This is a genomic window from uncultured Streptomyces sp., assembly GCF_947488945.1.
GTDB lineage: Bacteria > Actinomycetota > Actinomycetes > Streptomycetales > Streptomycetaceae > Streptomyces.
Genome location: NZ_CANLBS010000007.1, coordinates 74,634 through 88,734 on the forward strand (window position 1 = coordinate 74,634; position 14,101 = coordinate 88,734).

The window sequence follows — 14,101 nt, forward strand, 5'->3', positions numbered from 1 at the left end:
GAAGTGGATCACAGCGGCGCCGCGGCCCCGGTCAGCTGTCGAAGCCCAGCCCCAGCCGGTCCATGGTCCGCAGCCACGCGTCGCGCCGTCCGCCGTGGCGGTCGGCGCGGGCCAGCGACCGCTTGGTGAGGGTGATGCCCGCCCAGGCGAACGGCTCCGGCGGGAAGGGCACCGGCTTGGAACGGACCATCTCCAGGCCGGTCCGCTCGGTCCGCTCCCCCGCCAGCAGGTCGAGCATCACCTCGCCGCCGAACCGGGTGGCCCCGACGCCCAGTCCGGTGTAGCCGGCGGCGTAGGCGACGCGGCCCCGGTGGGCCGTGCCGAAGAAGGCGGAGAAGCGCGAGCAGGTGTCGATCGCGCCGCCCCACGCGTGGCTGAACCGCACCCCGTCGAGCTGCGGGAAGCAGGTGAAGAACTGCTCCGCGAGGGTCAGAAACGTCTCCGGCCGCTGGTCGAGTCCTGCATCGAGCCGGCCGCCGTACGGGTAGATCGCGTCGTAGCCGCCCCACAGGACGCGGTGGTCCGGCGTGATCCGGAAGTAGTGGAACTGGTTGGCGCTGCTGCCGAGCCCCTGCCGGTTCTTCCAGCCGACGGCGGCCAGGCGCTCGGCGTCGAGCGGTTCGGTCATCAGCGCGTAGTCGTAGACCGGCACGGTGTACGGGCGGACCCGCCGCACCAGGGAGGGGAAGACGTTGGTGCCGAGGGCGACGCGGCGGGCGAAGACCCTGCCGTAGGGGGTGCGGACCGCCATGCCGGCCCCCGAGGGCGCCAACGCGGTCGCGCGGGTGTTCTCGTAGATCCGCACGCCCAGCTCGCGGCAGGCGCGCTTCAGGCCCCAGGCCAGCCTGGCCGGGTGGAGCATGGCGACGCCACGCCGGTCGAGCAGGCCGCCGAGGAAGGTGGGGGAGTCGACCTCGGCGCGCACCTGGTCGCGGTCGAGCAGTTCCAGGCCGGTGAATCCCCGGTCGTGGGCCTCCCGGTGCCAGGCGCGCAGTTCGTCGAGCTGGTGGGGCTCGGTGGCGACGTCGATCTCGCCGGAGCGTTCGAAGTCGCAGTCGATGCGGTACCGGGCGACGGCGTCCTCGATGGCGTCGAGGTTCCGCGCGCCCAGTTCCTCCAGCTTCGCGATCTCGTCCGGCCAGCGGTCCAGGCCGTTGGGCAGGCCGTGGGTGAGGGAGGCGGCGCAGAACCCGCCGTTGCGGCCCGAGGCGGCCCAGCCCACCTCGTGCCCCTCGATCAGCACGACCTCCCGGCCGGGGTCGCGTTCCTTGGCGAGCAGAGCGGTCCACAGCCCGCTGTATCCCCCGCCGACCACCAGCAGGTCGGCGTGCTCGTCACCGGCCAGGGCGGGCAGTGCCGCGGGCCGGCCGGGGTCGTCGAGCCAGTAGGAGACCGGCTTGGCGCCGGCGAGGGAACGTGCGGCGGTACGCATGGCTGCTGGGGCCATGTTTTTCCACTCCTTCGAGCGAGTCAGGGCCGGGCCGCGTTCTTCCGTCGGTGGGAGACGACCTGGCCGAGCAGGACCACCAGGACCGCGATGACGAACATGGCGGTGCCGATGACGTTGATCTGCACGGGCGTGCCGCGCTGCGCCGATCCCCAGACGAACATCGGGAACGTCACGGTGGAGCCGGCGTTGAAGTTGGTGATGATGAAGTCGTCGAACGAGAGGGCGAAGGCGAGCAGCGCGCCCGCCGCGATGCCGGGGGCGGCGATCGGCAGGGTCACCCGCAGGAAGGTCTGGACCGGTCCGGCGTAGAGGTCGCGGGCGGCCTCTTCGAGCCGGGGGTCCATCGACATCACGCGCGCCTTGACCGCCGTCACGACGAAGCTGAGGCAGAACATGATGTGCGCGATGAGGATGGTCCAGAAGCCGAGCCGCACGCCCATGTTGAGGAAGAGGGTGAGCAGCGAGGCGGCCATGACGACCTCGGGCATGGCCATCGGCAGGAAGATCAGCGAGTTGACGGTCGAGCGGGCCCGGAAGCGGTAGCGGACCAGGGCGAAGGCGATCATCGTGCCGAGCACGGTGGCGCCGACGGTGGCCCAGGCGGCGAGCTGGAGGGAGAGCGAGAGCGAGCCGCACAGGTCGGCGACTCCGCAGGGGTCCTTCCAGGCGTCGAGGGAGAACCGCTGCCAGGCGTAGTTGAAGCGGCCGTTGGGGTCGTTGAAGGAGAAGACCATCACGACGACGTTCGGCACGATCATGTACGCGAGCGTCAGCAGCCCGGCGATGACGACGAAGTGGCGGCGGATCCAGCGCAGAACTGGCATCAGACCAGGTCCTCCGTCCCGGAGCGGCGGATGTAGACGGTGACCATCACGAGGACGACCGCCATCAGGATGAAGGAGAGCGCGGCGGCCGTCGGGTAGTCCAGTACCCGCAGGAACTGGCTCTGGATGACGCTGCCGACCATCTTGGTGTCGGTGGAGCCGAGGAGTTCGGCGTTGACGTAGTCGCCGCTGGCGGGGATGAACGTCAGCAGGGTGCCGGAGACGACGCCGGGCATCGACAGCGGGAACGTCACCTTCCGGAACGTCGTGGCGGGGGTGGCGTAGAGGTCGCCGGCCGCCTCGTGCAGCCGTCCGTCGATGCGCTCCAGCGAGGTGTAGAGCGGCAGGATCATGAACGGCAGGAAGTTGTACGTCAGGCCGCAGACGACGGCCATCGGGGTGGCGAGCACCCGGTCCGACTCGGTCCAGCCGAGCCAGCTCGTGACGTCGAGGACGTGCAGGGTGTCCAGCACGTCCACGACCGCCCCGCCGTCCGCGAGGATCGTCTTCCAGGCGAGGGTGCGGATGAGGAAGCTGGTGAAGAACGGCGCGATGACCAGCACCAGGACGAGGTTGCGCCAGCGGCCCGCCTTGAAGGCGATGAGGTAGGCCAGCGGGTAGCCGAGCACCAGGCACAGGACCGTGGCGGAGCCCGCGTAGAGGAGGGAGCGGACGAACTGGGGGTAGTAGTCGCCCAGGGCGTCCCAGTAGGTCGCGAAGTGCCAGGTGACCTCGAAACCCTTCTCCAGCGAACCGGTCTGGACGGAGGTGGACGCCTGGTAGACCAGGGGCAGGGCGAAGAAGACCAGCAGCCACAGGATGCCGGGGAGCAGCAGCCAGTAGGGCACCAGGCGCTTGCGGGCCGGCGCCCGGTACGGCTTCGGGTCGCCCGCCGGCGCGGCGGGCTGCGGGGCGGGCGCCGGCGGCGCGTCGGTGACGCTCACGCCCCGGCCTCGGCCTTCGCGGTGGAGGGCCCGGCGTGCGCGGCGGCCGGCTCGCCCTCGTCCGCGGTGCCGGCCAGCACCGACTGGGCGGCGTCGAGGCCGAAGGTGTGGGCGGGGTTCCAGTGCAGGACGACCTCGGCGCCGGGGACCAGCCGGGTGTCGCGCTCGATGTTCTGCTCGTAGACCTGGAGGCTCGCCCCGGTCGGGGTGGTCACGACGTACTGGGTGGAGACGCCGATGAAGCTGGAGTCGGCTATCCGTCCGGCGATCCGGTTGCGGCCGTCCGCGATCCTTCCGGCGTCGTCGGCGTGCGCGAGGGACATCTTCTCCGGGCGGACGCCGACGAGCAGCTTCCCGCCGGTGGTGGCGGGCGCGGCGCAGCGGGCGCCGGGAAGCCCGAGTCTCCCGCCGACCGCGGCGACCACGAGGTCGGCGCCGGCGGAGACGATCTCGCCCTCGATGAGGTTGGAGGTGCCGAGGAAGTTGGCGACGAAGGTGGACGCCGGGTTCTCGTAGAGGTCCGCGGGGGCGCCGAGCTGCTCGACCCGGCCGCCGTTCATCACCGCGACGGTGTCGGCCATCGTCATGGCCTCCTCCTGGTCGTGGGTGACGTGCACGAAGGTGATGCCGACCTCGGTCTGGATCCGCTTGAGTTCGAGCTGCATCTGACGGCGGAGCTTGAGGTCCAGGGCCCCGAGCGGCTCGTCCAGCAGCAGTACCTGCGGGTGGTTGATGAGCGCGCGGGCGACGGCGACGCGCTGCTGCTGGCCGCCGGAGAGCTGGTGCGGCTTGCGGCGCGCGAAGTCGCCGAGCTGCACCAGTTCCAGCATGTCGTCGACCTGCTTCTTCACCGACTTGATGCCGCGTCGGCGCAGGCCGAAGGCCACGTTCTCGGTGATGTCCAGGTGCGGGAAGAGGGCGTAGCTCTGGAAGACGGTGTTCACCGGCCGCTTGTGCGGGGGCAGCCGGGTGATGTCGCGGTCGCCGAGCGAGACGGTGCCGGAGGTCGCGTCCTCCAGACCGGCGATCATCCGCAGGGTGGTGGTCTTGCCGCAGCCCGACGCGCCGAGCAGGGCGAAGAAGGAGCCTTGCGGCACGGTGAGGTCGAGGGGGTGCACGGCGGTGAAGGAACCGTACGTCTTGCTGATCCCGGAGAGGCGGACGTCGCCGCCCGCGGTCTGCTGCTGAGTCATGGGTCGCAGTCCCAGTGTGTTCTGGAGGAGGATCGGGAAGGGTGCCGGGAGCCGCGCCGGGCGGCCGGCGGGCTCAGGCGCCGATGAGCTTGGCGAACTTCTCCTCGTAAGCCGTCTCTTCTTCGGACGACAGCGAGCGGAAGGCGTGGGACCTCGACGCCATCTCCTTGTCCGGCAGGATCAGGGTGTTGGCCGCCATCGCCGGGTCGATCTTGGCGAGTTCCTCGCGCACGCCGTCCACCGGGCACACGTAGTTGATGTACGCGGCGAGCTGGGCCGCCACCGGGGGCTCGTAGTAGTAGTCGATGAGCTTCTCGGCGTTGGCCTTGTGCGTGGCCTTCGCGGGGACCAGCAGGTTGTCGCTGGAGGTGATGTAGCCGGCGGACGGGATCGAGAACCGGATGTCCGGGTTGTCGGCCTGGAGCTGGATGATGTCGCCGGCCCAGGCGATGCAGGCCGCGATGTCGCCCTTACTGAGGTCGGCGGTGTAGTCGTTGCCGGTGAAGCGGCGGATCTGCTTCTTGTCGACGGCCTTCTGGATGCGGCCGACCGTCGCGTCGAAGTCCGCGTCGGTGAAGTCCCCGGGGTCCTTGCCCATGTCGAGCATGGTCATCCCGATGGAGTCCCGCATCTCCGAGAGGAAGGAGACCTTCCCCTTGAGCTTCGGGTCGTCGAGCAGCTGCGTGACCGAGTCGATCTTCCGCCCGCCGGTCGCCTTGACGTTGTAGGCGATGACGGTGGGGATGCCGGTCCAGGCGTACGAGTACGAGCGGCCCGGGTCCCAGTCGGGGGTGCGGAACTGCGCCGAGAGGTTGGCGAAGGCGTGCGGGAGGTTGGCCGGGTCGAGCTTCTGCGCCCAGCCGAGCCGGATGATGCGGGCGGCCAGCCAGTCGGTGACGCATATGAGGTCGCGGCCGGTGTTCTGGCCGGCGGCGAGCTGCGGCTTGATCTTGCCGAAGAACTCGACGTTGTCGTTGATGTCCTCGGTGTACTTCACCCGGATGCCGGTGCGTTCGGTGAACGCCTCCAGTGTGGGACGGTGCTTCTCGTCCTCGCTGACGTCCATGTACTCGGTCCAGTTGGAGAAGTTGACCACCTTCTCCTTCGCCGACCGGTCGTCGAAGACCGCGGCGCCGTCGGCCGAGCTCTTGGCGGGCGGGATGCCGCAGGCGCTGAGCGCGCCGAGCCCGCCGAGGGCGACCGCCCCCATGCCCGAGGCGCGCAGCAGCGAGCGGCGGGTGAGCGAGCCCCTGCCGTTCGTCAGGCTGCGCCGCATCGCGGCGATCTGGACCGGGCTGAGGCGCTCCGGCTCGTGACTGTCCATGCGTGTGAGCCCTTTCGGGTGGTGAGGTCCGCCGGAGCGGTCCGCTGCTATCGGTCCCCGAAGACGGTGCGGTGCCAGTCCTTCCTGGCGACCGCGGTGTTGTCGTACATCACGTGCTTGACCTGCGTGTACTCCTCGAAGGAGTACGCCGACATGTCCTTGCCGTAGCCGCTGGCCCGGTATCCGCCGTGCGGCATCTCGCTGATGATCGGAATGTGGTCGTTGATCCACACGCAGCCCGCGGCGAGTTCGCGGGTGGCGCGGCCGGCCCGGTAGACGTCCCGGGTCCAGGCGGAGGCGGCGAGGCCGTAGGGGGTGTCGCCGGCGAGTGCGAACGCCTCGTCGTCGGTGTCGAACGGCAGCACCGTGAGGACCGGTCCGAAGATCTCGGCCTGGACGATCTCGCTGTCCTGGGCGGCGTCGGCGATCAGCGTCGGGAGGTAGTAGGCGCCGTCGGCGAGCGGGCCGCCGGGGGCCGCCCCGCCGGTGACGACGGTGGCCCCGGCGGCCCGGGCCCGGTCCACGAAGCCGGCCACCCGGTCGCGCTGGGCGCGGCTGATGAGCGGGCCGAGGTCGGTGGCCGGGTCGAGCGGGTCGCCGAGCCGCACGGTCTCCATCAGCGCGGCGACCTCGCGGACGAACGCGTCGTACAGCGGTCGCTGGACGTAGGCGCGGGTGGCTGCGGTGCAGTCCTGGCCGGTGTTGATCAGGGAGGCGGCGACCGCCCCGTGCGCGGCGGCTTCGAGGTCGGCGTCGTCGAAGACCACGAAGGGGGCCTTGCCGCCGAGTTCGAGGTGGAGCCGCTTGCCGGTGGCCGCGGCCACCTCGGCGACCCGCCGGCCCACGGGGGTGGAGCCGGTGAACGAGGTCATCACCACGTCGGGGTGGCCGACGAGGTGCTCGCCCGCCTCGGCCCCGGTGCCGTTGACGATGTTGACGACCCCGGCGGGGATGCCCGCCTCCGCGGCGGCCTCGGCGAACATCAGCGAGGTCAGCGGGGTGTTCTCGGCGGGCTTGAGGACGATGGTGTTGCCCGCGGCGATCGCGGGGAGGATCTTCCACGCGGCCATCTGGAGCGGGTAGTTCCAGGGGGCGACGGAGCCGATGACGCCGAGCGCCTCGCGGCGCACGTAGGAGGTGTGGTCGCCGTCGTACTCCGCGGCGGCCTTGCCCTCCAGGTGGCGGGCGGCGCCGGCGAAGAAGCTCACGTTGTCGAGGGTGCCGGGCACGTCGAACTCGGTGGTCAGCTTGAGGGGCTTGCCGCACTGGAGGGATTCCGCGAGGGCGAGGTCCTCGGCCTGCCCGGCGAGCACGGCGGCGAAACGGTGCATCGCTTCGGACCGGGCGGCGGGGGTCGCCCCCGACCAGCCGGGGAACGCGGCGCGGGCGGCGGCCACCGCGTCGTCCACGTCCGCCGCCGAGGCCAGTTCGTAGCGGTGGACGGTGCGGCCGGTGGCGGGGTCGACCACGTCGTGGAAACGGCCGGACGTGCCGGGGCGCGGGCTTCCGTCGATGAACTGCCCACCCTTCGCGAAGCGTTCGGCCGGCCGGAAGTCGTTGCGCATGACGTTCTCCTCCGCAGCCGTCCCCGCTGGACGGGGATGGCGCAGCTTCTCCGTGAGTTGGTTGCCGATCCTGACAGAGAGCACCGCCCCCAACAAGGGATTCCGTTGTTGCCATTTGGTTACGCAACGAATTGCGTCGGGAGCCGGTACGCCTGTCTCCCCGACGCAGCCACCGGGCGGGGGAAATCCCCGAGCCGTTGTCAGCGGCGGGTGCCAGACTCGGCCGGCATGGGACATCGGGAGGAACTCGTGGCGCGGGTCGCGCGCGGGGAGCGTGTGAAGTACCTGTGGTTCTGGGGTCACCGGCCGCAGCGGGACGGCGGCGTGGGGCCAGGCTGCCTCAGCCAGTGGTGGCCCTCGCCGTTCACCGTCGACGGGGTCGCCTACGCCTCGGCCGAGCACTGGATGATGGCCGGGAAGGCCCGGCTGTTCGGTGACGCGGAGGCGGAGCGGGCGGCGCTGTCGGCGGCCGGTCCGGCCGCGGCGAAGAAGGCGGGGCGGCTGGTCCGGGACTTCGACGAGGAGGTCTGGGAGCGCGAGCGGTTCGCCCTGGTGGTGGCCGGCGGCGTCCACAAGTTCGGCGCCGACCCGCGGCTGCGGGAGTACCTGCTGAACACCGGCGACCGGGTGCTGGTGGAAGCGAGCCCGCTGGACCGGATCTGGGGCATCGGACTGGCCGTGGACGATCCACGCGCCGGGGACCCGGCGCGGTGGCGCGGTCTCAACCTGCTGGGCTTCGCGCTCATGGAGGCGCGGGACCGGCTGCGGGCGCAGGGCACGGGCTGACCGGCGCGTTCCCTGCGCCGGGCTGACCGGCGCGGCGCGCGGGCCGGGTCGCGCGGGTCCTGAGCACCGGCCCCCGCGACCCGGCCCGCGGCGGCCGTCCGTCCGTCCGTCCGTCAGCGGGAGGTGTCCACCACCAGCGAGGTGGCGAAGGGGTCGTCGTACGAACCGCTCGGCTCGTCGTCCCCGGCGCCGTCCTGCATGCCCGCCCAGACGATGAACCCGAGGAACGCGGCCCCGGCGACCACGCCGATCGAGCCCAGGATGATCCCGGCGAGCGCCATGCCGCCGTTGTTGGCCTCGCCCCGCTTGGCACGGCCCCGGCCGAGGACGCCGAAGACGAGGGCCGGGATGCCGACGAGCGCGCCGATGCCTCCGAAGCAGATGCCCACCACCGCGACGATGCCGAGCACCAGGGCGGCGGTCCCCATGCCGTTGGAGGGCGCCGGCGCCCAGCCGTGCCCGCCGAAGGGGTCGTAACCGGGGTAGCCGCCCGGGTAGGGCTGCGGGGGCGGGTAGCCGTACTGCCCGGCGGGCGGACCCGCGAGGGGCGCCGCTCCGTACGGCGCCGCGGGTGGCGGCGGTACGTCGGCCGGTCCGGGCGGCCCGAAGGCCCCGGGTATCGGGCCGGTGCCGGGCGGCGGACCGTGGCCCGCGCCCGGCGGGGCCGCCGGTGCGGCGCCCGGCATCGAGGTGACCGTCCGCTGGTCGTGCACGGCCGGCGGACTCGGCTCACCGGTCCGCTTACCGAGGTCCACCCTGCTGTCCGGCGGCGCCCAGGGGTCGCGCGGTGCCGCCCCGCCCCCGGGCTCTGTGTTCTCTGACATGGGCCTCCCCCATCGTGTCCCGTCATGCTAGGGCCTCGGCCGTGGATCTTGCCGGGCCGTTTCCGGGCCGGTACACGGCCCCGCGGGCGCGGCCGCCCCCCGGCGTGCGGCGGTCGTCCCGCCCGGCTGCCGGAGGCGTCCCGCCCGGCGTCCGGACGCCCGCCTACGATGACCGGTGCGTCCGGTCGCAGCCGGGCCGCGACCCGAGCGCCCACGGAGGCCCCGATGAACGATCCGCACCCCTTCGTCGCGGGGCTGCCCAAGGCCGAACTCCACGTGCACCACGTCGGATCGGCCTCGCCCCGCATCGTCGCCGAACTGGCCGCCCGCCACCCCGACTCGAAGGTCCCCACCGACCCCGAGGCGCTCGCCGACTACTTCACCTTCACGGACTTCGGCCACTTCATCGACGTGTACCTGTCGGTGGTGGACCTGGTCCGCACCCCGGAGGACGTCCGGCTGCTGACCTTCGAGATCGCCCGGGACATGGCGCGGCAGAACATCCGGTACGCCGAGCTGACCGTCACCCCGTACAGCTCGACCCGCCGGGGCATCCCCGAGGTCGCCTTCATGGAGGCCATCGAGGACGCCCGCCTGGCGGCCGGGGCGGAGCTGGGCGTGGCGCTGCGCTGGTGCTTCGACATTCCGGGCGAGGCCGGGCTGGAAGCGGCCGAGGAGACGACCCGCCTCGCGCTGGACCTGCGGCCGGAAGGGCTGGTCTCCTTCGGGCTGGGCGGCCCGGAGATCGGCGTCGAACGCCCCCAGTTCAAGCCGTACTTCGACCGCGCCCTGGCCGCCGGTCTCCACTCGGTCCCGCACGCCGGGGAGACCACCGGTCCGCAGACCGTCTGGGACGCGCTGACCGATCTGCGCGCCGAGCGCATCGGCCACGGGACCAGTTCCGTCCAGGACCCGCGGCTGCTGGCGCACCTGGCCGAGCACCGCATCGCGCTGGAGGTGTGCCCGACGTCGAACGTCGCCACCCGCGCGGTGCCGCACATCGACGCGCACCCGCTGCGGCAGATGGTCGACGCGGGCGTGCTGGTCACCATCAACAGCGACGACCCGCCGATGTTCGGCACCGACCTCAACAGCGAGTACGCGGTGGCGGCCCGGCTGCTCGGGCTCGACGAGCGCGGGATCGCCGCCCTGGCGAAGAACGCCGTGGAGGCGTCGTTCCTCGACGAGGCGGGCAAGCGGAAGCTGGCCGACGAGATCGACACGTACACCGACCGGTGGCTGGAGACGCCGCGTCCCTGACCCCGTTGGTCACAATGAGCCCATGGCCACCAACGTCACCGCCGTGGGACATCGCGGCGATCCGTACATGTTCCGCGAGAACACCCTTCCCTCGGTCCGGTCCGCCCTCGAACGGGGGGCGGACGCGGTCGAGGTCGACGTGCGGGTGACCCGTGACGGGGTCCCCGTCCTGCTGCACGACGCCACCCTGAAGCGGCTCTGGGGCCACGACCTGCGGCTCGACGGGCTGGACCACGCGCGGCTGAAGGAGCTGACCGGGGGCGGGGTGCCGACCCTGCGCGAGACGCTGCTCGCGGTCGGGGCGCACCGGGTGATGCTGGACCTGCCCGGTGCCAGGGAGGCGGCGGTGCGCGAGGTCGTCGGGGTGGTGCGCGAGTGCGGGGCGGGCCCGCGGGTGTACTACTGCGCCGGCCCGTCGGAGATGCTGCTGGTGCGCGGAGCCGACCCGTCGGCGGAGATCGCACTGACCTGGACGTCGCTCTCCCCGCCGCCGGCCGCGCTGGTCGCGGCGATCGGCCCCCGCTGGCTCAACTACCGGTTCGGTCTGGTGAGCCGTGAACTCACCGACCAGGTGCACCGGGAGGGGCTGCTGGTCTCCGCGTGGACGGCGGACACCGGGCGGACCATGCGCCGGCTGATCGGGGCGGGCGTCGACTCGATCACCACCAACCGGGTGGACGTGCTGCATCGGCTGGTCCGGGGCGCCGGAGCGTGAGGCGCCGCCCCGCCCGGCCGGGGCGGCGCCTTCCCCAACTCCCCCGGCGGAAAACACCTTTGGGACGTGCGGCATGATAGGGAGTGCCGTATCGATCTTGATCCCGGCAGGCGCCGAAGGAGCAGCATCATGACCGAGCCCAGCCCCCGTGACGTACCCGCCCGTGTCCGCTCGGACGTCGCCCACAACGCGCGGGTGTGGAACTACTGGCTCGGCGGCAAGGACAACTACCCGGTCGACCGGGCGGTCGGCGACCAGGTGACGGACATGTACCCGAGCATCGGCGAAGTGGCCCGCGCCGACCGGGCGTTCCTCGGCCGCGTGGTGCGCCACCTCGCGGGCGACAAGGGCGTCGACCAGTTCCTCGACATCGGCACCGGTCTGCCGACGGTCAACAACACCCACGAGATCGCGCAGCACACCCTGCCGCCCGCGCGCGTCGTCTACGTGGACAACGACCCGATCGTGCTGGCCCACGCGCGTGCGCTGCTGACCAGCTCGCCGGAGGGGGCGACCGAGTACATCGACGCGGACGCCCGGCAGCCGGAGCGGATCCTGCGCGGCGCCGCCGCGACGCTGGACCTGCAACGGCCGGTCGCGGTCATGATGCTGGGCATCCTCAACTTCGTGCTGGACACGGACGAGGCGCGGAGCATCGTGAAGTCGCTCATGGACGCGGTACCGTCCGGGAGCTACCTCGTACTCACCCACCCGACCACGGAGCTGGGCGGCGAGGGCAACGACGCGGCGATGCGGTTCTGGAACGAGAACGCCACTCCTCCGATCACCGCGCGCGGCCGTTCCGACGTCGCCTCGTTCCTCTCCGGCCTGGACCTGCTGGAGCCCGGCATCGTCTCCTGCGCCCGCTGGCGGGCCGAGACCGGCACAGGCGGTGAACCCGGCCCGGAGGTGGCCCAGTTCGGCGCGGTGGCACGTAAGCCGTAGCCGCGGCGGGCGTGCGGTGACGGGAGGGGCCCGGCGGTCGCCGGGCCCCTCCCGCGTCCACGGGGTGCGTGCGTCGGGTGCGTTCAGGAGGCGCGCGGCACGGAACGCGCGAGCCCCGCGGCGGCGGCCGGCGACCCTGCCGCCTCCAGGCGTTTGATCAGCCGTCGGACGACGAGCAGCGGGATCACGCCGAAGACGCCGAAGGACATGTCGATGACGGTCCACCAGAACGGGATGTCCCGCAGCGGGCCGCAGATCAGCGCCAGCGGGACGATGCCCGCACAGGCGATCATGCCGAACTCGACGACCCAGACGTTGCGGACCGGGTCGCGGTAGGGGCCGTAGAAGGCGACCGCGATCACCAGGTGGGCGAAGGCCAGCCAGTCGGTCCCGTAGAGGACGAAGGGGTGGCGCGCGTCGGCTTCGTCGAGCCCGTCGCGGACCCGGGCGATCCATTCGGCGAGGCCGGGCAGGTGCTCGGGGACGGGTGAGGACGGCGCGTTCAACAGGCCGTCCGCCCAGCGGAGTTCATGGACCAGCGGGAAGGCCGTCAGGCCGCTGAGGGCCAGACAGACGATGAAGAGGACCAACCACACGCGTATGCGCCGCAAGAGGGCTCGCTCGCTCATGGGCGGAGCGTACGCCGCTTTATGAACATGTTCAAAACGCCTTCCGGCCGACGCTCCCCGGCCCGGACGCGCGCACGGCCCCGGACCGGGGGTCCGGGGCCGTGCGGGGGGCGTTCCGGGGCGGTCAGCCCTCGATGGACGTCATGACGTGCTTGATGCGGGTGTAGTCCTCGAAGCCGTAGGCGGAGAGGTCCTTGCCGTAGCCGGACTTCTTGAAGCCGCCGTGCGGCATCTCGGCGACCAGCGGGATGTGGGTGTTGATCCACACGCAGCCGAAGTCGAGGTTCTTGGACATCCGCATCGCGCGGGCGTGGTCCTTGGTCCACACCGACGACGCGAGCGCGTACTCGACGTCGTTGGCCCAGGTCAGCGCCTGCGCCTCGTCGGTGAAGGACTGGACGGTGATGACGGGCCCGAAGACCTCGTTCTGGATGATCTCGTCGTCCTGGCGGAGGCCGGAGACGATGGTCGGGGCGTAGAAGTACCCCTTGTCGCCGACCCGGTGGCCGCCCGCCTCGATCGTCGCGTGACCGGGCAGCCGGTCGATGAAGCCGGTGACCTGGGCGAGCTGGTTGGCGTTGTTCAGCGGGCCGTAGAGCACGTCCTCGTCGTCCGGGGCGCCGGTCCTGGTGTCCTTGGCGGCCTGGGCCAGCGCGGCGACGAACTCGTCGTGGATGGACTCGTGGACCAGCACGCGCGTCGCGGCGGTGCAGTCCTGGCCGGCGTTGAAGAACCCGGCCACCGAGATGTCCTCGACGGCCTTGGCGATGTCCACGTCGTCGAAGACGACGACCGGGGCCTTGCCGCCGAGCTCCAGGTGGACGCGCTTGACGTCCTTGGCGGCGGACTCCGCCACCTGCATGCCCGCCCGCACCGAGCCGGTGATGGAGGCCATCGCCGGGGTCGGGTGCTCCACCATCGCGCGGCCGGTGTCACGGTCGCCGCAGATGACGTTGAAGACGCCCTTGGGCAGGATCTCGCCGAGGATCTCGGCGATCAGGACCGTGGACGCCGGGGTGGTGTCCGACGGCTTCAGGACGACCGTGTTGCCGGCGGCGAGGGCGGGGGCGAACTTCCACACCGCCATCATCATCGGGTAGTTCCACGGCGCCACCTGCGCGCAGACGCCGACCGGCTCCCGGCGGACAATCGAGGTCAGGCCCTCCATGTACTCGCCGGCCGCACGGCCTTCGAGCAGACGGGCGGCGCCCGCGAAGAACCGGATCTGGTCCACCATGGGCGGCACTTCTTCGGTCCGTACGAGCTCCAGCGGCTTGCCGGTGTTCTCGGACTCGACCGCGATCAGCTCCTCCGCGCGCGCCTCGAAGGCGTCCGCGATCTTGAGCAGGGCCTTCTGGCGCTCCGCCGGCGTGGCGTCGCGCCAGGCCGGAAAGGCCGCGGCGGCGGCTTCCATGGCCGCGTCGACGTCGGCCTGGCCGGAGAGCGGGGAGGTCGCGTAGACCTCTTCCGTCACCGGGTTGACCACGTCGACGGTCCGCCCGTCCGCGGCGTCCCGGAACTCTCCGTCGATGTAGTTGCGCAGACGGCGCACCTCGGTGGTCACAACCACCCCTCCTGTCGGCTGTCCGATGGGTGAGACCTCCACCCTAGTCGTTTCGGTGACGCTTTCGACATACCCAGC

Annotated in this window: 13 protein-coding genes; 4 read left to right on the forward strand and 9 right to left on the reverse strand. The window is 71.7% G+C overall.

Annotated elements, in window-relative coordinates:
• Positions 1-31: 31 nt before the first annotated feature.
• The 6 genes from Q0994_RS13120 to Q0994_RS13145 all read right to left on the reverse strand — a co-directional run bounded on the left by Q0994_RS13120 (position 32) and on the right by Q0994_RS13145 (position 7,300).
• On the reverse strand, positions 32-1,447 hold the full coding sequence (locus Q0994_RS13120; RefSeq protein ID WP_299533253.1) for an FAD-binding oxidoreductase: 1,416 nt from the start codon (positions 1,445-1,447) through the stop codon (positions 32-34).
• A 23-nt stretch (positions 1,448-1,470) separates the two neighbouring features.
• Positions 1,471-2,274 (reverse strand): ABC transporter permease, encoded by an 804-nt coding sequence (locus Q0994_RS13125; RefSeq protein WP_299533256.1) that lies wholly within the window; start codon positions 2,272-2,274, stop codon positions 1,471-1,473.
• Entirely contained in the window at positions 2,274-3,218 is a 945-nt protein-coding gene (locus tag Q0994_RS13130) for an ABC transporter permease (protein WP_299533259.1), read from the reverse strand. Before Q0994_RS13130 ends, Q0994_RS13125 begins: the two co-directional genes overlap by 1 nt.
• Positions 3,215-4,411, reverse strand: coding sequence for an ABC transporter ATP-binding protein (locus Q0994_RS13135; RefSeq protein WP_299533260.1), 1,197 nt, complete (start codon positions 4,409-4,411; stop codon positions 3,215-3,217). Before Q0994_RS13135 ends, Q0994_RS13130 begins: the two co-directional genes overlap by 4 nt.
• Before the next feature lie 73 nt (positions 4,412-4,484).
• A complete protein-coding gene (locus Q0994_RS13140; RefSeq protein WP_299533262.1) occupies positions 4,485-5,735 on the reverse strand; it encodes a PotD/PotF family extracellular solute-binding protein in 1,251 nt (416 codons plus the stop codon).
• Between the two features lie 47 nt (positions 5,736-5,782).
• Positions 5,783-7,300, reverse strand: coding sequence for a gamma-aminobutyraldehyde dehydrogenase (locus Q0994_RS13145; protein ID WP_299533264.1), 1,518 nt, complete (start codon positions 7,298-7,300; stop codon positions 5,783-5,785).
• Positions 7,301-7,528: 228 nt separating this feature from the next.
• Here Q0994_RS13145 and Q0994_RS13150 point away from each other — a divergent pair, with 228 nt between their 5' ends.
• On the forward strand, positions 7,529-8,086 hold the full coding sequence (locus tag Q0994_RS13150; protein WP_299533266.1) for an NADAR family protein: 558 nt from the start codon (positions 7,529-7,531) through the stop codon (positions 8,084-8,086).
• Between the two features lie 113 nt (positions 8,087-8,199).
• On the opposite strand, the gene Q0994_RS13155 is transcribed toward Q0994_RS13150, so the two are convergent.
• Positions 8,200-8,910: a DUF4190 domain-containing protein gene (locus Q0994_RS13155; protein ID WP_299533269.1), complete on the reverse strand. Its 711-nt coding sequence runs from the start codon at positions 8,908-8,910 to the stop codon at positions 8,200-8,202.
• Between the two features lie 225 nt (positions 8,911-9,135).
• Here Q0994_RS13155 and Q0994_RS13160 point away from each other — a divergent pair, with 225 nt between their 5' ends.
• The 3 genes from Q0994_RS13160 to Q0994_RS13170 all read left to right on the forward strand — a co-directional run bounded on the left by Q0994_RS13160 (position 9,136) and on the right by Q0994_RS13170 (position 11,830).
• The gene (locus tag Q0994_RS13160; RefSeq protein ID WP_299533272.1) at positions 9,136-10,170 is read left to right on the forward strand and encodes an adenosine deaminase; all 1,035 of its coding nucleotides are present in this window, start codon (positions 9,136-9,138) and stop codon (positions 10,168-10,170) included.
• A gap of 22 nt (positions 10,171-10,192) precedes the next feature.
• Entirely contained in the window at positions 10,193-10,885 is a 693-nt protein-coding gene (locus Q0994_RS13165) for a glycerophosphodiester phosphodiesterase (protein ID WP_299533275.1), read from the forward strand.
• 129 nt (positions 10,886-11,014) lie between these two features.
• Complete coding sequence (locus Q0994_RS13170) at positions 11,015-11,830, forward strand: SAM-dependent methyltransferase (RefSeq protein WP_299533277.1); 816 nt, start codon at positions 11,015-11,017, stop codon at positions 11,828-11,830.
• Between the two features lie 83 nt (positions 11,831-11,913).
• On the opposite strand, the gene Q0994_RS13175 is transcribed toward Q0994_RS13170, so the two are convergent.
• Complete coding sequence (locus Q0994_RS13175) at positions 11,914-12,459, reverse strand: hypothetical protein (protein WP_299533279.1); 546 nt, start codon at positions 12,457-12,459, stop codon at positions 11,914-11,916.
• 124 nt (positions 12,460-12,583) lie between these two features.
• Positions 12,584-14,023 (reverse strand): gamma-aminobutyraldehyde dehydrogenase, encoded by a 1,440-nt coding sequence (locus tag Q0994_RS13180; protein WP_299533281.1) that lies wholly within the window; start codon positions 14,021-14,023, stop codon positions 12,584-12,586.
• Positions 14,024-14,101 lie beyond the last annotated feature (78 nt).